Raw genomic sequence first — 16,915 nt, forward strand, 5'->3', positions numbered from 1 at the left:
GGGGCCGGATCTGCCAGTCCAGGCGCTCGATCTGATCCTTGCGGGTCTCGATCGCGAGCCGGACCAACTCGACGTTCGCGAACGACCGCAGCTGCGCGAAACCGAAGGGCTCGTACGAGCGCGGCGTCGTGACCGTGTTGTGCCCGACCGGGAAGTCGATCCGGCGGACCGGTTGGGCCGGCGTGATCGGCGCGAGCGGGACGCCCGGCGAAAACATCGACCACTGGCCGGAGAAACTGCCCGCCATCGAAGCGGACAGCGATGTGCGCGTCCCGCCGGAAGGAGGCATCGAGATGTCCTGTGCTTATCCGCCGAGGGCGGCTTTCATCGCCTCGACTGAGCCGGCGGCGTAGGTCGGGCCCGAAGGAACGGGCGATCTTGCATCAGCAGCCGTGGCGATTGCATTGTGGACCGCCTCAGCGACCCGAGCCGTTTCGGCCTCCTGGCGCACGAGGTCGAACATGCTCTGCGACCGCGAGTTGATCCGCAGCTTCTCGATTGAATAGCGAAGTGCGTCGATAACGTGGTTCTTCTTGTCCTGAAGAACCGGAAGAACGTTTTCGGTCAGTGGGTCGGTCTTGTATGAGTAGAGCGTTAGCTCATCAATCGTATGCTTGCACCGTGGATGAACGACGATGTCATAAGACTTGAGGAACTCGACACCTTCCTCAACCGAACCCGGACCCTTTGTGGCAGGTTCGATACGGAACCCGCGGCGCTGCATGTATGAGATGGTCTCAGGTCGGGCGCTATCAGCACGGATGATCCATCGTAGTGCGCCGGGAATACCCTCGTAGCCGCGCGTGTTTTCCCAGCGCGGGGGCTGGGCCGTATCGTTGCCCGCAAAGAACGCGGGCGTGTGGTCGATCTCGCAACCGACCGCGTGGACCTCGCGATCAACGAAAAGCGTTCGGTCGCGCACGAAGCAGCGGACCAAAACCGTCGGATCAACGGAGAATCCCCAGTCAGCGCCGAGGTAGAAGACCGCATCAGGCGGTGTTTCGAACTCTTCGGCTTTCCAGTTTTTGAAGACCCGTGCTTCGCTATTGCGCAGGTACTCGCCGAGCCAGACGTGTGCGTACTTATCGGGATCCCGGCGGAGGTCGAACTCCATGTCCGCCCGGAGAACCTCCGGAAAGAATGGATTGTCGTCGAAGTTGACGCGCTCAATAAGCGTGCCCGGCGGCTGGAACGCGCCGCGTAGCATCGCGTCCACAGGGTCAGTGCTGTTCTTCGGGTTCCAAGTGAACCAGATCTCGGATCCGGGCTTGCGCACCGTGGGAATCAGCAGGTCGAGCGATCGCTGTGAGACCGTGTTGGCCTCCTCGACCCAGGCTAGGTCGAGCCCTTCCATTGATTTCACGGAGTCCGGGTTCGATCGCAGCCCCTCGAAAAGGAAGAGCGTATCGCGCGGCCCGCGGATCTCTGTCTCGGTCTCGCTGTAGAGGTGCGAGAGGCCGGTTGATCGGATCTTGTCGGAGAGAAGCCGTTTGACGGAGGACTTCAGCGACTTCTGAATCTCGCGGCAGCAGAGCGCTCTCGTCGTGCGGTTAGCGCCACGGATGACGAGGGCCTGGGCGAAAGCGTGCGACTTGCCGGAGCCGCGCCCGCCATAGGCAGCGCGGTACCGGATCGGGACCTGCCGACCTTCGTGCTCGACCAAGCCAGACCGGTAGAGGTACCGGAAGACGGCTGGGACCCGGATTTTATTCGCCGCCGGCGTCGGGCTCCCCAGCATTGGTGGCACCCGGTTCTACGAACTCGATAAGAACGGTCTGCTGCGTCTCGATCGCACCACCATCCTTGCCGGTGTTCTCGACGACCGTGGTCTCCTTCCAGCGACCGCGGGTCTTCATCCAGAAGATCGCGGCCGTGACGCCCTTCATGCCGGAAGCCGGGTTCGTGGCATGGCTGAAGAGGGACTGCGCGACTTTGGCATTCGCGCGGATGTGCGCGGTGTCGAGCTCGTCGCGGTAGTATTTCCGCAGCGTCTTCGGGTCGATGCCGATGATCACCGCGATATCGGCCTCGGGCGTCCCGCAGGCCGCGTAGCCCTCGACGAGGCCACGGGTCTTGGCGGTCGGCTCGTGCGGGGCACGGCTCATGTCGGCCTCACGCGCTTGGGATCGGACAGCGCGAAGATCAGGGCCGCGTCGCTGGTATCGGCCGGGTCGGGTGCGAGGGGCATGGGCCGGGGCGACGCGGAGGGCGTCGGTGCGGCGGCGGCCAAGTCCGTGCCGCGCGCGGCGCGCAGGACCTCAGCCCGGCGCGCGAGCACCTTGAGGATGTAGGGCTTCATGATGGGGGAGACCCGGGGCGAGGACGCCTGAGCCCGGACGCGAAAAAGCCCCGCGCGGTGGGTACCGCCGGGGCCGCAGAACTGCGTTCTCAGGTTCTCTTATACGTCAAGGGATAGTTGGACGCTAGGGGACAGGGCGCGGACCCGAAAACACTGTTCCGGGCCGCCGCCGCAGTCCGGGCGCCTTTGCCTGAACCCTCGTTCCAAGGGATCAAGGTGGGGGCCGAACGCGGTGTTTGTCTACTGTGCAACCAATCCGGCGATGCCGGGGCTCGTCAAGATCGGGATGACCTTCGACCAGCCGACTGCGCGCATGATGCAGCTGAGCACACCGACAGGGATCCCAATGCGGTTCGAGTGCGCATGGTCCTTCCCATCGGCAAATCCTCGCCTTGACGAGAAACGCCTACACGCGGCGCTTCAGAAAAACCGGCTCAACGGCAAGCGCGAGTTCTTCCGCTGCACCCCGGATTTCGCGCTGGCGGAGGCTCAGCGGCTGGGCATGACAGGCGACGCACTAAGCAAGCCGTCACCGAAGCGACGGATGAATTATGGGCCTAGGGCGGCGAGTTTAGACATTGGTCAGGCTCTGGCCATTGCCCTGGTATTTGCCGTGCTTACCCCAATATCCATTATTCACTGCTTCGGCATTTCATGGATATATGCAACCGCCACCGTGATTATAACCTACATTGCTGCGGTATTAATCATTACGTTGGTCGAGTTTATCGGCGTGCCGCCCAAGAATATCGCCACGTCTCAAGACGGTGACGAAGGGGCAGCTCGGCCGATGCGTTACCCCTACCAGGACAAATCCGAGACACCAGTCTCTTAAATACATCTCGTAAACCGCGAGATTGATAGTCCATTTCGCTTGCTCGGAACAGCAACTCGGAGTTTATTACAAGCAACGGAGCACTTGCACCGTAGGGCAACGCCCAACTCTATAGGAGACCCATCATGGCCGCTCAGAGCGCCACGCTCGCCCCCGCCCGCATCATGGCCCGCGCCTGGGCGCTGTTCCGCGAGCGCTATGCCTATCCGAAAGTCCCCTTCCGCTCGATCGGCCGCGCCTGCTTCGCCTCCTGCCTCAAGGCGGCATGGCACGAGGCCAAGGAGATCGTCCGGATCGCCGCCGACGGCGCCGAGCGCATCAAGGCCACGATCACCCGCCTCAAGACGCCGGTCCACCGCGTCGGCCTCTCGACGAGCTTCCGCGAGGACGCCGCCGACATGGTGCGGCGGACCTACCAGATCCGCATCCTGACCGCTGCGCTGGCGCTCGCCGCCTGAACCCATCGCCGGGCCACGCCCAACTCACGAGGAGTCCGCTATGACCAAGACCTGCAGCAGCAAGTTCAACGCACAGCGCGCCGCCAAGCGCCTCGGCCTCGACATCGCGACGCTCGACTTCGCCCGTGTGGCGGACGGCTCGTGGGGCTGGAGCGAGAAGGCGCAGCTGGCGCTGATCGACGCGCCGACGGTTGAAGAAATTTCGGTCGTGCAGATCGAGCCCGCCGCGATCGCCACCAACGTCACGGTGCTGACGACGCCGCTCGGCCGCGCCCCGAAGGGCAAGACGCGCCTGGTGCTCGAGGCCGCAACCGCGCTGGACGGCGTGACGACAACAGAGCTGAAGGCCCTGACGGGCTGGACGAAGTTCGGGGGATTCTACAACGCGGTCGAGGCAGCGGGCTTGAAGCTCCACCGCTGCCGTGAGGGCCACGATACCCGCTGGTTCGCGGTGCCGGCCGACGAGCGCGAGGTCCGGGCCTACGTCGAGATCGACGGCCGCTGGACGCTGTTCGGGATCTTCGACACCGCCGCCGGGGCGCTCGACGCCGCCAACGAGGCCGCGGAGCCCGAGGGCGAGACCTGCACGGCGACCACCGGCAAGCGCGGGGAAGTGCTGCTGCGCGCGGCTGAGACAAACACACAAGGGATGGCGAAGGCCGCTTGAGGGCTTTTCCTCGCGGCAAGCCGTCCGACACGGCAAGATTTCACGACATCAAGGAGACGACCATGAGCACGAACACCGTGGCTCCAGGGCGCACGAGCCTGTCCGCGTCCATGCAGACCCCCACCACAAAGCCCCTCGACCCGGCCTCGGGCGCTGAAGCGCTGCGGGAAGTCGAACCGACCGTCGAATTCATGCGGGTAAAAAACAATACGAGCCTCGTCGGTCCCGTAGTCGAGCAAAGCGAAGGTTCGATCACCATTGTGGTCGCAACCACCGAAGAGGTCACCCGTGTTCCGGAGGCCTTCGAACCCGTCCCCGCACCGAGGCCGCTTACCGAGGCCGAGAGCTTCATGGTGAACGCCGCCGTGTTTCACGGTTTTGAGCACCTAGACGAGTACGCGACGATCTACGTTGCCAGTCCAGCCGCGATCGTAGCGCTCGTGTCCGCCGCCAGAGAGCAGGGTCGCCAGGACGCCCTCGCCCCGACCGCCGCCTCCGCATCCGGGGATCTGCGGGCGCTCAGCGAGAAAGCTACGCCGGGCATGATGAGTGTTTTTGAAGGTCAGCCTTGCGATCACTCAGACGACGGCGGTGGCGGGTTTACGGCTTGTATTGGAGATTTAGCGCGAGTTGGGTCCGGCCGCCCTTCTCGGCGCTTCGCCATAGCCGATGACACCTACCCCGATATTGATGCCGAAGTTTATTCGGAGGCGAGATCGAACTTCGATTTCATATCTGCGCTCTGGAATGCCTATCGCTTCGGCGAACTTGTCCTCGCCCGTCCCACAGCCCCAGACACCGCCCCGCCCGCCGCTGCGTGGGAGGTCGAGGCGCTGGAGGCCGTTGTTCCGATTGGCCCCAATGATCGCCTAGCTGAGCCCGGCTGGTACGTGGTTGATTTTGGCAAGGGTGATCACGCTTTCCGCACCTTGCTAAGGGTCGACGACGTTCATCTCGAAATGAATACTTACGAGGATGTAACCCTCGTCGCCCGCGTTTACCCGGATCGCTTTCAATTCGTCCTCACCCCCAAGGCGGAAGGGGCTGCAAGCCGGGGCGGACTGGATCGGGAGGCGGTCCGAACCATCGTCGCACGGCTGCACTGCCATGCCGAAGGCTTAGACCCCGACGATGCGATCTCAGATGCCGGACACACCGTCCTAGACGGGCTGCTTGGTGGCCTTGCTAAGCGGGAACTCGTCCGCGTTGATCAGGCAACCGACGCCATCCTCGCCCTCCGACCCGACCCGGCACCGGTCGTCGGAGAGGCGGTCGAGGCGGACCCTCAGGGCCGGATTGCCGACACGCTGATGCTCCACCTGCCGGTGAGCCGGCCACTCGCTGTGGAGGCCGCACGGTGGGTGTTTTGGGTCATCCTCTACGACGGCTACGTCCTGCCGCTTGAAAGAGCTAAGGCCGCCCTCGCCGCCCTAGAGGCGCGGACCGGGACGGGGCAGACGGCAGCGGCTCGCGACGTCCTGGCCGAGCGTCGTCGACAGGTCGAGGCGGAAGGCTGGAAGCCGGAGCATGACGATCAGCATGGGGCCGGCGAGCTTGCCCTGGCGGCCTCTTGCTACGCATCTCGCGCTCACGACAAAAGGAAGGATGACAGGCCGTTGCTCTGGCCCTGGTCGCGTCCCGAATGGAAGCCCGGTGATCCGCGCCGCATGCTCATAAAGGCCGGCGCACTGATCCTCGCCGAGATCGAGCGGTGGGATCGCGCCGCCCCGCCCTCCCCGACGAGCGAGGGGGTCTGAGCCGATGAACGACGCGATCACACGCACGCTAGACTTGCTTGGTAGAGAAATTCGGCCAGCGCCAGAGCCTACACCAAATAAGGCCGAGTTCTGCCGTCGCTTCGTCGCCTACATGGTCAAGCGTGCAGGCTTCACGCACTTCGACGATGACAAATCGGTCGAGGAATATGCACAGGAAACCGCCCCGACATATTGGGCAGACAAGGACCAGCGACAGGAAGGCCCCGAAGAATGCGCCGATGCTGATATGAGCTACTGGGGGGAAGAATGACCCCCGCCCCCACCCGAGCCGAAACGGCAGCGCTCCGGGAGGTGCTGGCCGTCCTTATCGAAGCATCGAGGCTGGCCGGAAAGCTTCCGCAGGAGGCAGCGGACATGCTGATCGCCGGCCCGCTAGCGTCCGTCCTCGCCGAACGCAACGCCGCCTTGGCCGAGCGGGATGAGGCGCGGCGCGCCCTGGAGCGCGACCGCAGCACAGTCGCCGTCACCGTCAACAAGATGCGCGAGTCCCTGCGCGGGCGAGCGTGGCTCTTGGAAGGCGGGCGCGGTCCCTACGAATGGGACGACGATCGCTTTCGCGAAGAGTTCTCTCAGGCCCTCGACGAGATCGCCGCGCCGCTGGACGTGCTGCGCGGGATAGCCCGCGACTGGTCGAACTGCCCTACCGACCAAGCCGAAATCGATCTTGCCCGCGCCGATCGCGCAGAAACCGAGCCAGCGGCCCTCAAGGCGAGGATCGCGGCGTTGGAGGCGGCGCTGGACCAAGCCGAAGCCTGCATGTCCATCGTCCAACCGCGCTCCCATACCGCCGAGTACCTGCGGACCCTCAACTTCATCCGCACCGCTCTCGCAGAAGGAACAGCCCATGCCGACGCAAGCTGAACTGATCGGGCTGGCAAATCGCATCGCCGAGCGGATGAAGGGCGAGGATCCGCACGAAGGCTCAAAGCCGATGCTCGGGTTCTCAGTCGGCGAATGGACCCTCATCGAAGCCGCCCTCCGAGCGAGCCCGGACCGGGACGAGGGCGAGCGGGTGCGGACACTCGACGACCGGCTCAAAGCTGCGGGCCTGTACACCTTGCCCGAGATGATGGGCGTCACACCGCTGACGCGGTGGAAGATCCCCGTCGGGATGGCCGGCGATCTTGAGTTCTTCGGCAGATGGCTCGACCGCCGCGCGTCCGAGTATCTGCGGATGCGGGCCTCACGCGACCTGGCCGACAAAGGTGAGGCCGACGAGCTTCATGAGTGGGTGCTGGCGCACTCGGCCGCGTTCTCCGAGATCCGGACGAACTTTAAGGCGGCAACCGGCGCCATCGCGCAGGAGGAGAAGCCAAGATGAAGCGAGCCTCATCGACTGCCGAACAGCGCATCGCCGCCCTGGAAAACATCATTCGCGACACGCTCTGGATGGCGCGTCGCTACGCTCATGGCCGTCAGAGCTACGCGGTTGGCATGTACAACGACGCGGCTCGGCGCGCGCAGCATCTGAACGTGCAGTTGCAGATGACGGACGGTTCAATCTTCGCGCTTGACGGCACGCGCGACGGAGCCGGCGGCGCAGAGATGTCCGCCCTCTCACCCGAAGAGTTCGCCGCAGCTGCTGATGGTCTAAATCGGGTCGGCATCACGCCGCATCCCGATCGGTTTTCGCCCGCCGGCCGCAAAGCCCTCGACACCCTGGAGCAGGGGGGAGGCGAGCGTGGCTGATGCCCATCTGGGCCCTCGCCAGCCGTTCCGCCGCCGTGCTTGATGGGGCCGAGGACCTTCGGCGAGGAGCTACCCCATGCCCATGTACGTCGCCTACTGCGGACGCCTGACCGTCACCGAACGAGACCTCGCTGGCGCGGACGAGAATGGGACGATCACACTCTATCCAGACGAGCACGTTACGCAGGAGGACTACAGGCTAGCGGCCTCGTTCAGTTCGCACGACCAGAGCGGTGTGCACGAGATGCTGCGCTCGTTCATCGGTCAGAAGGTCCGGATCACGGTCGAGGTGGAGAGCTGACGATCAGGCCGCCCGCGCTGCCGCCCGAGACACCGTGAGCCCCGGCGCGTAGCCGAGCAACTCCAGATCCGGCCGGGACAGCGGAGGCCGCCCGAACGACGGCTCCCAGGTCGCGACGGCCTCGTCCTGCGGCTGCCGGCGCATGATGCCGACGTTCAGATCCCACAGTGCGGCCTCGATCAGGCGCAGGCCGAGCGGGGCGAGCTTACCGCGCCAGAGGTCGGCGGGGTTCTCGCCGGTCTCGACGAAGACGAAATCCTGGGCCGCGATGTCGCCGCCGTCGACGCGCTCGGACAGCCAGAACACGGTGCCGCCGGTGACGGCATCGCCCATGGCGAGCGTCCAGCGGATGGCGTCGCGGCCGCGGTGCCGGGGCAGGAGAGAAGGGTGGTAGCCGAGCGCCCCGAACCGAGCCCGCATCCGGGTTTTGCGGCCGATGAACTCGTGGCTGTGCGCGGCGAGGATCAGGTCGACGCCCTCGGGCAGGGTGTGCGCGTCGAGCCGCCCGGATTCGAGCCACGGCACACCGGCGAGGCCAGCCGCGGCGCGGAGCTTGTCCTCTCGTTGACCGGTCCCGTCGAACGCGGGAGACGAGACGCCGGCGATGGTGTGACCGAGACGCTGGACCAGCCGAAACACGTCGGCGCCGAACATCTTCTGGCCGGAGATGTAGATCTTCACGCTGTACCCTCGAAGCGGACCCGAACGGCGATGGTCGCCTACAATTTCCCGGACTGGATGGTCCCCGGCATCCTGTCCGGCGCGAAGACGCACACGGTGCGCAAGCCGAAGACGCCGCCCTATCGGCACGCTGCGCCGGGTGACCGGATCCGGCTCTACGCCGGCATGCGCACCAAGGCGTCGCGGATCATCCTCGAGCCGGTGTGCTCAACGCTGCAGGCCGCGGATTTCGTGTTCCCTGCACGTGCCGGCGCGACGACCTTCACGCTCGACGGCCAGCACGTCGATCCCGAGGCCTTCGCGATCGCCGACGGCTTCCGCGACCTCGCGCACATGCGGGGGTTCTGGTTCGCGACGCACGCGCCGCGCGGCGCCGAGACGCTCGTGTTCAGCGGGGCGCTGATCGCTTGGACTTCGGAAGCTTGATCGTCGGGACGGCGTCGAGGCCCTTCTGGCCGTAGAACCGGAAGCCTTGGACCGCCCTCATATGGCCGCCATAGCCGACGGCAGAGATCGCCGCGCCCGTTTGGGGTTGGCACCGCGATGAGGCGTTGATCGAGGCCTTAGACTTTCCCTTGTGAACGCCGTGCAGCACGGCCGACAGCTGCCGCCAGCGCCGATCCCGACGGAATACGGCACACAGCTGCGGGTGCGAGGTGTGGAAGATCGTCGTCGTCTTGCGACCGGGTAGGCGGGCGAACTCGTCGCCCCGCTCCTGCATCGCGCAGATCTCGTTCAAGAATCGGAAGCCGACGCCGGCGCCTTGCCATTCCGGCATGACGACGAGGCGGCAGGCTCGGGCCTCTACAGACTTGCCCTTCACGTTCGATGCGACACCGAGATGGCAGACCAGTTCGCCATCCACCGTCCCGACGTAATAGCTCGCCCCGACCATGCGGGGCAGTTTCAGATAGTGATGCGGCTCAAAGAGCGGCCAGTAACGTCCGTCGACCTTCCAGATTTGCAGATTAAACTGAGGTCGTCGAAGACGCCCCCTTGCGAAGGTCTTCTTCGCCGTGTCGAAAACCCAGTCGGGTTCCAGCCACTCGATCACGTCGTAGTGCGGCGTGAGCAGGACGACCTTGCGGTCAAGGAGCCGGCGCCATGACTTCGAGAAGGCCAGGGCACCGAATTTCGCGATCTGCCGGTCCACGACCGACGTGAACTCGTCGACCACCGCCGTGGCGGGTGCCTCGCAAATCAGGCGCGCGAGATCCGCGCGGAATTTCTCGCCGTTCGACAGCACCTGGTAGGGGCGCAGCCAGGTCGGCACCGAGCCGAGCCCGACCGAGCCCAGCGCCGCGGTGACGTCGTTGAAGTCGCCCCCGGGCGCCAGTGCGTCGACGATGGGGCGATCGTTCGGCCACTCGGGCTGCCACAGCGCCTCGGGGCCGCCGAACACCTTGCAGCCGATCGAGGTCTTGCCCGAGCCCGACGGCCCGACCACTACGCCGATCTGCCACTTGCCGTCGTCGATATCGAGGTCGGCATCGAGGTCGAAATCACAGCCCTTTTCTGCGTTGAAGAGCGAACGGACTCGGGCTGCACGGTAGCTCTGAAAATCAGAGCATCGGTTTCGAACTTGGATCTTCACCGGCGCCCCCTCACGTGGTCACGACCTTCACGGTCAGGCCCTCGCCCTGCAGCCGCTCGAACATCGCCTTCTGCTCGACCTCGTCCCCGCAGATGACGATGACGCCGAACTGCTCCTGGTATTTGTCGTCGGGCGGATCCTCGATGCCGTCGTCCGGAGCGGCCTCGTCCGGGTCCAGCACCACGGAGATCTCCCCGACGTCGAAGCCGGTCAGTCCGAGGTCGAAGTCCATGGCCTGAAGCTCCTGAAATTCGATCTTCAGAAGCTCGTTGTCCCACTTTGCCCAGTTGGCCGACTTGTTCGCCAGCAGCCGGAACGCCTTCACCTGCGCTTCCGATAGATCATCGGCGATCGCGACGGAGACTTTGGGCAGGCCGAGCTTCCGTGCTGCCTTCAGCCGAAGGTGGCCGTCAATGACCGTGCCGTCGGATTTGGCGACGATCGGTATGCGGAATCCGAACTCGCGGATCGCCGCACACATCTCGTCGACGACGTCATCGTTCTTCCGTGGATTCCTCGCGTACTCAACCAGTCGGTCGATCGCCCATTCTTGGACCTTCAAGCTCACGCCAAACCTCCAGAAGCATCATGCGTGTCGCGTCTCGGCGCTCCGCGAGCATGCTTCGCCAAGCGAAGCGCTCCACCGGCCCGAACCCGAATTTTTCCGTTTCCACCAAGGCCATCTCGACCACCTTGTGGTGGCGGGTGCACAGCACGGCGAGATTCGGTTGGCGGTTGTCGAACGTGAGGCGCCAGGGAATGATGTGGTGGACCTGAAGGCGCTTCGTCGTCCCGCACAGCCAGCAATACGGCGTCAGGCGAAGCGCCTCTTTGCGTACCTTGGCCCACTGGCTCCCGCGCCCAGTCTTTCGATCAGTCCGGCACAGGTGTCGTTCGTAGCAGGGGCGAGAACAGAAGCGAGCCGAGCTGTTCGTTTTGCCCGAGAGCTTGGACCGCGGCACCCGAAATGCTGTGTGGCAGGTCTCACAGACACGCTCAACCGATCTGGCCAATCGGGAGCACGTGACAGAGCAATATCGCCGTCCCGTGGAAGGCACAGTACGGAACTTCGTTCGGCAATGCTGGCAGCTTACGATGAGCGCGTGCCCGTCCGTGTGCTTCTTGCGGGTTAGCGCGCCCCTTGGGCCGCATTCCTTCGCTGCACATGGCTTGCATCGTAGAGCGATGTTGTCCTTTCGAACCGTCTCCACCAAGCCGCATGTGATGCATGTTCGAATACGAGTGTAGGGCATCAGGCATTTTGCCTGGAAATGCTGCGTAATACTACGAGACGACCACTTTTCTCTTGCGCGGATTGAGTCGCCTTTCGAAAGACAGGACAGCCTCGAAAAGGTCGCCCCCGGCGTTTAGATCCGCCAGCATCGTATCGAAGTCACTGCGCCCGCGCGTGAGACGAATGAAGTCCGGCGGCGTGTAGATCCGCTCACCGGTCTCCGCGATCGTGATCCAGAAGCGCTTCTGGTACTTGGTGAGGGCGAAGCTCACCGGCGCAGGACGATCTGCGGCGCTTCCGGAGAAGGCGCCGGCCGGGTAGGTTTGGTCATGGATAGTCGAAGCCTTTTATAGGCGGGAATTTGGTAGGTATCGATCGTTATCAAGCCGTGATCGACTTTACCGCCCACATGACCGCCTCTTCGATTTTCGTCTTGGCGAGGCTGACTTCCCGGCTGTTGCCGAGGCCGTCAACGAGTTCGAGGAATTCGAGGCCTTTATCTTTTACCGCAACCATGTTGGCCTTCTCGGCATCATTGAGGACGCGGTACTGGTGGCGCACGGAGTTGTTCGCCGTCCGCTGATCGGAGGCGCTTTCGATGGAAGCCATCTGGCTGTTCCTTCTGCTGAAGCCGGATCATCCACCGGCACGGATTATTTATTGCTTCCGGAACCGCCCGAGCCGATCGCGCTGAGGCACCGGCTTCAGGTCACCGGCCTGGACCAGCACGGCGGCGCGGGGCTCGCGTAGCACCATCCCGAACAGCACCACCGAGAACGCCAAGAGTGCGACGAGTCCAAGGCTAGTGGCTTCGACCGGCGCCCAGAGCTGATCCCGCACGCGCTCCTCGACGGTCGCGTAGCACAGGGCACCGATGATCGCGCCGACGGCGGCGGCGAGAGACGTGCGCAGCATGGCGGCCTCCGGTCAGTGGGCGGTCGGCACGACGGCGGGCGAGAACTCGCCACACCAGTGCTTGTCGAGCGTGACCGGCCATTCCCCCGCGACGGTCTCGCCGAAAGTCGGCGCGAACCGGCGGCATTCGCCGCCCTTGCTCGTCACCGGCATGTAGAAGCGGCAGGCCGCGCAAGTCTCCGGCGCGTGCAGCGCGGTCAGGCCTAGAGCCGGCACGTCCTCGGGGCGGACCAGGCTTACGTTCGGCGGGGCAGGCGGCTCCGGCATCGGGTCGAGCGGGGCCGCTTTCGCGACGACCGGCGTGGGCGCCTGGGCGGCGAGGACGGCCGTGGCTGCGACCATGGCGAGGGTCGCGAGGCCGTTGAGACGCGACGGACGAAGGCGAGCGGACATCAGGCGTCTCCAGGTAAAGGATCGTCGAAGCCGCCCGGCGCGCTGTCGCGCTGCGGGATCGGCGGGGCGAGGCGCGCGAGCCGTGCGCGAATGACGGGGTCGGGCTGCCAGCCTTGGACGGCCGCCATGTCGACGTAGTCGCGCGAGCTGATGAAGCCGGCGTCGCACAGCGCACGCACGGTGGCTTGGTCGAGTGCAGGCGCAGCGGCGCGAGGGACCGCCTCGCCGATCGGGGCGTGGTGCTTACCCATGGCGCTTCTCGCAAACGATCTTGATGTACCGGCGCTCGGCGCGATCGACGCCAAGGGAATCGGCGGCCACGACCTGACCGGCCATGCCGCATTCGGTCGGCATGGCGACGGGTCGGGTGACGACATCGAGGGCGGTGGCGCGGGTGCAGTCGGCGGGCGCCGTCGAAAACATGCAGACGAGGATGACGGCGAGCATCACGCGCTCCGAAGTTCGAGGACGGGCGCGCAGCGGGCTTGGATCGCGACTGCCCGGCGGGGAGGGCGGGCGGCTTCAGCGCGCCAGCCCGGATGCCCGCGATGATGAGGTCGAGGCGTGCGCGGCAGGCGTCGCGCTTCCGCCAAGGCGTCCGCGATGCGCCGAGCAGTCGGCAGACCTCGCCCTGGCAGGCCCGCATCTCCAGGCGATAGCCGGTGATGGTCAGGTCCTCGTCGGCGGCGCGGGCCCGTCCCGGCAGGGGCAGGAGCAGGCCGAGACCGAAGCCGATCAGGGCGAAAGGAACGAGCGGGCGCAGCCCGCGGGGCTTGGATGCGAGCATGACGACCACCGAAGGGGAGGGCTGGTCCGGGCCGAGACCCGGTAGGGGTTAGCGGCGGGCGAAGTCGCGCCGGCCGGAATCGGCAAAGCGGCCGCGGGCCGGCTGAGCCGTGCGGCGCGGAGCCTGCGCGCGCTCGGACGCCCCGAGATCGAAGCCCTCGTCGTAGGAGGCCGGGCAGATCGTGGCGGCGAGCGCGACGACGCGCGACTTACCGTGCCGACCGCGCCAGCGGCCGACAGCGAAGGAGACAGAGCACATGGAGGTTCTCGCGGTGAGCGCCGGGGCGGCGGCTTAGTGGACCGGGTAGGATCGGGGCTTCCGGCCGGGGACGGGCTCGACCCGGCTGGTGAGGATGGCGACGATCGGCGGGACCTTCGGCGCCGGCGGAGCAGGGGGCGCCGGCGGCGCGGCCAGCACCGCGATGGTGAGGAGGGCGGGGATCATGCGGTAGCCCCGCGCAGGATGACGCGATCGGCGTCGCCGACCCGCATCGCGAGGTAGAAGGACAGCGGCTGGTAGCCGGACAGCGTGACATGCGGCGGGACGAGGTAGATCCCGTTCGGCAGCGGGCCGTTCTCGTCGAGCTCGGCCGCGGATGCCGTCGGCACCAGCAGCCAGGAGAACCAGCGCTTTAGAAAACCGGTCATGCTGCCATCCTCATCGCGACGGGGCTGCCGCCGAGGTCGTCGGTCGGAATGCCGCGCGACGGCGCGACGACAACCGCCCAGCGATCGTGCCCGAGGTGCTCGCGGGCGTAGGCGCCAGCGCTCTCTTCGGATGAGAACAGTTCGGCCCGCTGGATGTCCTTGGCCCAGATGAAGGGCCGCCAGCCCTTGGCATGCTCGCCGACGGTGTCCGGCAGGGTGAGGTAGCGGACGGCGCGGCCGGCGCCGAAGCGGATTGCGAACGCGGCCATCAGGCCCTCCAGACTTGGCCGAGTGCAGCGGCGTAGGCACGCTGCGCGGCGAGGAAGGGCCCGCGCACGATGCGGGGGGTCACGCCGGAGAACGGAGCTTCGTCAGCCTCGGTCGGGGCGGCGACGATACGGGTTGCCTCGGCGACGTCGACACCGCGCCGGACCTGCACGAGGCGGCGCATCGCCGGCAGCTCGGCGTGGGAGTGCACGAGCAGGATCGCCCCCTTCGCGGGGAGCGCGTCGACTGCTTTGTTCAGGGCGCGAAGGTGCGTTTGCTCGAGCGTGCCCGTGCGGGCCGCTGCCGAGCGATCAGGTGATGGCATGTTGGGGGAAGCCGGATGCGAGCGTGCGTCAGACGCCGGGGGCGTCGCGAAACGAGGAGCCGGGCCGGCTCAGGGCTGGGCGTCACCGAAGACGAGGCTGCGGATCACTTCCGGCGGCAGCACCGCGCGGACGCGGTCACTGATCGCGGCCAGGTCGGCCGACCGCTTGGCGGCGGCCCGTTCGAGCCGCTCGACCCGACGCTGCTGTGCGCGGACACGGTTCAGAACGACGCCGGCCGGCCGGATGACCGGCAGCGTCTGGCCGGTGAGATGAGCGCGCTCGGCGTCCGCCGTTTCGGCGACGACGACCCAGACCCAACGCAGGGTCTCGATCTCGTACCGGTCCCGGAGCAAGCGGATGATGTACTCCGCCATCGCCTTCGACGTGGTGACGATGATGGCGCCGTCGTTCGGAACCGCATCGAGCGTCGCGAGCAAGGTGGCCCGGGCGACCGTGCGCTCAGCGGCGCGTGCCGCGCGCAGGGCAGGTGCAGTGCTCACGCGCGCATCCCCTTGTCGCCGACGAGTGAGCGGCGGGTGGCGCTCTCGATGTTGAGGCGGCGGAGCCGCTTCATGTTCGGCGGCAGCTTCCCCGGGTTGGCGCGCGCGAAGGCGATGGCCGCATTGTGCAGCTGAGCGCGCTGCTCGGCGACGGCCTTGATTTGCAGGATCTTGGGCATCCGTTTCCCCATGCGGAAATGACCCGCGAGCGGATGCGCGCAGGTCGAAAGCGGTCGTGACCGCGGTGGTGATGAAGGTGACCGAGTGGGCAGGGCCCGCGGCGTGCTATGTCAGCGGCCGGTGCGGTGCTCTCCCGAGTTGTCCCGAAAAGCCGTATGCGCCTGTGGCCACGGGAAAGAAGGAACCGGCTGCGCCGGCTCGCCCGCGTTCAGACGATCGGGGCGATCCAGAGCACGGTCGCGACGAACGCGGCGCCGAGAACCATCGTGGTCGCGAGAATCGCGGCCGAACCGCCGTCCATTGTCATGACCTTAGAGGAAGCCGCGGCCGGCGTGGTCGCGGAAAGCTTGGGCGCGCTGGTCATAGCCTTTGAGCGTCTGCACCTGGGTGTGGCGGGTCACGCTCATAACCTTCAGGACGTCGGCCCCTGCGGCGAGTGCCGATGTGACGAAGCCGGACCGAAGCGAGTGCCCGGCGAAAAACTTCGGGTCGAGCCCGACCGCCTTGGCCCGCCCCTTCACGATCTCCGCGACGGCGTGATCCTTCAGGCGTTCTTCCGTCAGGTTGTCGCCCTTGCGGATATGACGAAACAGCGCGCCGGAGCGGATGCACGACGCGGCAAGCCATTCCTCCAGAGCCTTGACCGGGCGAAGCTTCGAGCCTGCGAGGACGGCCACCGACTGGCCAGCGCCCTCCTGGTCGGTCTTGGACTTGCTGATGTGAACGATCATGCCCTCGGGCGTGCGCTCGATGTGCTCGACGTCGAGAGCGACGAGCTCTGAGCGACGCAGCGCGGCGGCGAAGCCGATCGCGATCAGGGCCGCATCGCGCTTCCCGATCAGCGTGTCCGGCAGCCGTTTCAGCATGCGCTTCACGTGCTCGGCGGTTGCCGGCGCTTTCTTGTCCGGTTTGGTGCCGACGCGATTACGGATGCCGCGGATGGTCTTGCGCACCTTCGTGTCGGCAGTCGGCGGCTCCAGTCCGGTCGCACGATGCTTGAAGGCGATCGCGGCGGCCCGGGCGTCGATGGTCGCCGGCTTCAGCCCGCGGTCGGCGAGTTCAGCGAGGTAGGCCCGAACCGCTTCCGGGTGGGCCGGGAGGGCAAGCGCCCCGTGTTTCGTGCACCAAGCCTCGAACAGGCGAAACCCGGCCGCGTATTCGATGCGGGTCCGATCGGCCGTGGCGTTCTCGGCATAAGCCTCGGCGCTGGCGATCGAGGCCGCGAGTTCCGGCGAGACGATCAGCGCGGCGTGGGCCGGTGCCGGATCGGGCTCGATCGTCGCGATGATGGCCGGAACCGACTGAGCCGAACCGTCGCCGGAGGCCGGAATCGTGACGGCGCAGTCTTCGAGCATTCGACGCGC

At 66.1% G+C, this 16,915-nt stretch carries 30 protein-coding genes and 1 pseudogene; 10 read left to right on the forward strand and 21 right to left on the reverse strand.

Annotation, left to right across the window (positions count from 1 at the left end; all coding sequences use genetic code 11):
* The 4 genes and pseudogenes from MHA02_RS14515 to MHA02_RS14530 form a co-directional block, all read right to left on the reverse strand.
* Window positions 1-289, reverse strand: a pseudogene (locus MHA02_RS14515) (hypothetical protein); the annotation flags it as partial.
* A 15-nt stretch (window positions 290-304) separates the two neighbouring features.
* The gene (locus tag MHA02_RS14520) at window positions 305-1,663 is read right to left on the reverse strand and encodes a PBSX family phage terminase large subunit (protein ID WP_210245070.1); all 1,359 of its coding nucleotides are present in this window, start codon (window positions 1,661-1,663) and stop codon (window positions 305-307) included.
* A 43-nt stretch (window positions 1,664-1,706) separates the two neighbouring features.
* Window positions 1,707-2,105 carry a hypothetical protein gene (locus MHA02_RS14525; protein ID WP_174804676.1) on the reverse strand — a complete coding sequence of 133 codons (399 nt, stop codon included), beginning with the start codon at window positions 2,103-2,105 and terminating at the stop codon, window positions 1,707-1,709.
* Window positions 2,102-2,299 (reverse strand): hypothetical protein, encoded by a 198-nt coding sequence (locus tag MHA02_RS14530; protein ID WP_147079859.1) that lies wholly within the window; start codon window positions 2,297-2,299, stop codon window positions 2,102-2,104. The genes MHA02_RS14525 and MHA02_RS14530 overlap by 4 nt, the downstream gene beginning before the upstream one ends.
* Before the next feature lie 232 nt (window positions 2,300-2,531).
* Between MHA02_RS14530 and MHA02_RS14535 the strand changes: the two genes are divergently transcribed.
* From MHA02_RS14535 to MHA02_RS14575, 9 genes are all read left to right on the forward strand, one after another.
* Entirely contained in the window at window positions 2,532-3,134 is a 603-nt protein-coding gene (locus tag MHA02_RS14535; protein ID WP_210245071.1) for a GIY-YIG nuclease family protein, read from the forward strand.
* 125 nt (window positions 3,135-3,259) lie between these two features.
* On the forward strand, window positions 3,260-3,592 hold the full coding sequence (locus MHA02_RS14540) for a hypothetical protein (RefSeq protein ID WP_147079862.1): 333 nt from the start codon (window positions 3,260-3,262) through the stop codon (window positions 3,590-3,592).
* A 40-nt stretch (window positions 3,593-3,632) separates the two neighbouring features.
* Entirely contained in the window at window positions 3,633-4,259 is a 627-nt protein-coding gene (locus tag MHA02_RS14545; protein WP_147079864.1) for a hypothetical protein, read from the forward strand.
* 62 nt (window positions 4,260-4,321) lie between these two features.
* A complete protein-coding gene (locus tag MHA02_RS14550) occupies window positions 4,322-6,016 on the forward strand; it encodes a hypothetical protein (RefSeq protein WP_147079865.1) in 1,695 nt (564 codons plus the stop codon).
* Window positions 6,017-6,020: 4 nt separating this feature from the next.
* Window positions 6,021-6,287, forward strand: coding sequence for a hypothetical protein (locus MHA02_RS14555; RefSeq protein ID WP_147079867.1), 267 nt, complete (start codon window positions 6,021-6,023; stop codon window positions 6,285-6,287).
* A gap of 104 nt (window positions 6,288-6,391) precedes the next feature.
* On the forward strand, window positions 6,392-6,898 hold the full coding sequence (locus MHA02_RS14560) for a hypothetical protein (RefSeq protein ID WP_147079869.1): 507 nt from the start codon (window positions 6,392-6,394) through the stop codon (window positions 6,896-6,898).
* The gene (locus tag MHA02_RS14565; RefSeq protein ID WP_147079871.1) at window positions 6,882-7,358 is read left to right on the forward strand and encodes a hypothetical protein; all 477 of its coding nucleotides are present in this window, start codon (window positions 6,882-6,884) and stop codon (window positions 7,356-7,358) included. The genes MHA02_RS14560 and MHA02_RS14565 overlap by 17 nt, the downstream gene beginning before the upstream one ends.
* Window positions 7,355-7,726: a hypothetical protein gene (locus MHA02_RS14570; RefSeq protein WP_147079872.1), complete on the forward strand. Its 372-nt coding sequence runs from the start codon at window positions 7,355-7,357 to the stop codon at window positions 7,724-7,726. The genes MHA02_RS14565 and MHA02_RS14570 overlap by 4 nt, the downstream gene beginning before the upstream one ends.
* Before the next feature lie 76 nt (window positions 7,727-7,802).
* Window positions 7,803-8,027: a hypothetical protein gene (locus MHA02_RS14575; protein ID WP_147079874.1), complete on the forward strand. Its 225-nt coding sequence runs from the start codon at window positions 7,803-7,805 to the stop codon at window positions 8,025-8,027.
* A 3-nt stretch (window positions 8,028-8,030) separates the two neighbouring features.
* Here the strand turns inward: MHA02_RS14575 and MHA02_RS14580 are convergent, their stop codons facing one another.
* Window positions 8,031-8,708: a formyltransferase family protein gene (locus MHA02_RS14580; RefSeq protein WP_170249250.1), complete on the reverse strand. Its 678-nt coding sequence runs from the start codon at window positions 8,706-8,708 to the stop codon at window positions 8,031-8,033.
* A 30-nt stretch (window positions 8,709-8,738) separates the two neighbouring features.
* On the opposite strand from MHA02_RS14580, the gene MHA02_RS14585 reads away from it, so the two are divergent.
* Entirely contained in the window at window positions 8,739-9,134 is a 396-nt protein-coding gene (locus tag MHA02_RS14585; protein ID WP_147079876.1) for an ASCH domain-containing protein, read from the forward strand.
* Here MHA02_RS14585 and MHA02_RS14590 read toward each other — a convergent pair.
* The 16 genes from MHA02_RS14590 to MHA02_RS14660 form a co-directional block, all read right to left on the reverse strand.
* The gene (locus MHA02_RS14590; RefSeq protein WP_147079878.1) at window positions 9,097-10,302 is read right to left on the reverse strand and encodes an ABC transporter ATP-binding protein; all 1,206 of its coding nucleotides are present in this window, start codon (window positions 10,300-10,302) and stop codon (window positions 9,097-9,099) included. The two genes, MHA02_RS14585 and MHA02_RS14590, sit on opposite strands and share 38 nt — an antisense overlap.
* A 10-nt stretch (window positions 10,303-10,312) precedes the next feature.
* Window positions 10,313-10,870, reverse strand: a complete 558-nt coding sequence (locus MHA02_RS14595) for a ParB N-terminal domain-containing protein (RefSeq protein ID WP_147079880.1) — start codon at window positions 10,868-10,870, stop codon at window positions 10,313-10,315.
* Between the two features lie 716 nt (window positions 10,871-11,586).
* Window positions 11,587-11,808: a hypothetical protein gene (locus MHA02_RS14600; protein ID WP_147079882.1), complete on the reverse strand. Its 222-nt coding sequence runs from the start codon at window positions 11,806-11,808 to the stop codon at window positions 11,587-11,589.
* A gap of 109 nt (window positions 11,809-11,917) precedes the next feature.
* Window positions 11,918-12,145 carry an Acb2/Tad1 domain-containing protein gene (locus MHA02_RS14605; protein ID WP_147079884.1) on the reverse strand — a complete coding sequence of 76 codons (228 nt, stop codon included), beginning with the start codon at window positions 12,143-12,145 and terminating at the stop codon, window positions 11,918-11,920.
* A 48-nt stretch (window positions 12,146-12,193) separates the two neighbouring features.
* Window positions 12,194-12,451, reverse strand: a complete 258-nt coding sequence (locus MHA02_RS14610; RefSeq protein ID WP_147079885.1) for a hypothetical protein — start codon at window positions 12,449-12,451, stop codon at window positions 12,194-12,196.
* Window positions 12,452-12,463: 12 nt separating this feature from the next.
* On the reverse strand, window positions 12,464-12,844 hold the full coding sequence (locus tag MHA02_RS14615; protein WP_147079887.1) for a hypothetical protein: 381 nt from the start codon (window positions 12,842-12,844) through the stop codon (window positions 12,464-12,466).
* Window positions 12,844-13,095 (reverse strand): hypothetical protein, encoded by a 252-nt coding sequence (locus MHA02_RS14620; RefSeq protein WP_147079889.1) that lies wholly within the window; start codon window positions 13,093-13,095, stop codon window positions 12,844-12,846. Before MHA02_RS14620 ends, MHA02_RS14615 begins: the two co-directional genes overlap by 1 nt.
* Window positions 13,088-13,291 carry a hypothetical protein gene (locus tag MHA02_RS14625; RefSeq protein ID WP_147079892.1) on the reverse strand — a complete coding sequence of 68 codons (204 nt, stop codon included), beginning with the start codon at window positions 13,289-13,291 and terminating at the stop codon, window positions 13,088-13,090. Before MHA02_RS14625 ends, MHA02_RS14620 begins: the two co-directional genes overlap by 8 nt.
* Before the next feature lie 388 nt (window positions 13,292-13,679).
* The gene (locus MHA02_RS14630) at window positions 13,680-13,889 is read right to left on the reverse strand and encodes a hypothetical protein (protein WP_147079894.1); all 210 of its coding nucleotides are present in this window, start codon (window positions 13,887-13,889) and stop codon (window positions 13,680-13,682) included.
* Between the two features lie 33 nt (window positions 13,890-13,922).
* Window positions 13,923-14,075, reverse strand: coding sequence for a hypothetical protein (locus MHA02_RS22200; RefSeq protein ID WP_170249252.1), 153 nt, complete (start codon window positions 14,073-14,075; stop codon window positions 13,923-13,925).
* Complete coding sequence (locus MHA02_RS14635; protein ID WP_147079896.1) at window positions 14,072-14,278, reverse strand: hypothetical protein; 207 nt, start codon at window positions 14,276-14,278, stop codon at window positions 14,072-14,074. Before MHA02_RS14635 ends, MHA02_RS22200 begins: the two co-directional genes overlap by 4 nt.
* Window positions 14,275-14,547 (reverse strand): hypothetical protein, encoded by a 273-nt coding sequence (locus MHA02_RS14640; protein ID WP_147079898.1) that lies wholly within the window; start codon window positions 14,545-14,547, stop codon window positions 14,275-14,277. Before MHA02_RS14640 ends, MHA02_RS14635 begins: the two co-directional genes overlap by 4 nt.
* Entirely contained in the window at window positions 14,547-14,870 is a 324-nt protein-coding gene (locus tag MHA02_RS14645; RefSeq protein ID WP_147079900.1) for a hypothetical protein, read from the reverse strand. The genes MHA02_RS14640 and MHA02_RS14645 overlap by 1 nt, the downstream gene beginning before the upstream one ends.
* Window positions 14,871-14,939: 69 nt before the next feature.
* The gene (locus MHA02_RS14650; protein ID WP_147079902.1) at window positions 14,940-15,371 is read right to left on the reverse strand and encodes a hypothetical protein; all 432 of its coding nucleotides are present in this window, start codon (window positions 15,369-15,371) and stop codon (window positions 14,940-14,942) included.
* Window positions 15,368-15,550, reverse strand: coding sequence for a hypothetical protein (locus MHA02_RS14655; protein WP_147079904.1), 183 nt, complete (start codon window positions 15,548-15,550; stop codon window positions 15,368-15,370). Before MHA02_RS14655 ends, MHA02_RS14650 begins: the two co-directional genes overlap by 4 nt.
* Window positions 15,551-15,862: 312 nt before the next feature.
* Entirely contained in the window at window positions 15,863-16,906 is a 1,044-nt protein-coding gene (locus tag MHA02_RS14660) for a site-specific integrase (protein WP_147079905.1), read from the reverse strand.
* Window positions 16,907-16,915: the final 9 nt, after the last annotated feature.

Source organism: Methylobacterium haplocladii, assembly GCF_007992175.1.
In the GTDB taxonomy this organism is placed as follows: domain Bacteria; phylum Pseudomonadota; class Alphaproteobacteria; order Rhizobiales; family Beijerinckiaceae; genus Methylobacterium; species Methylobacterium haplocladii.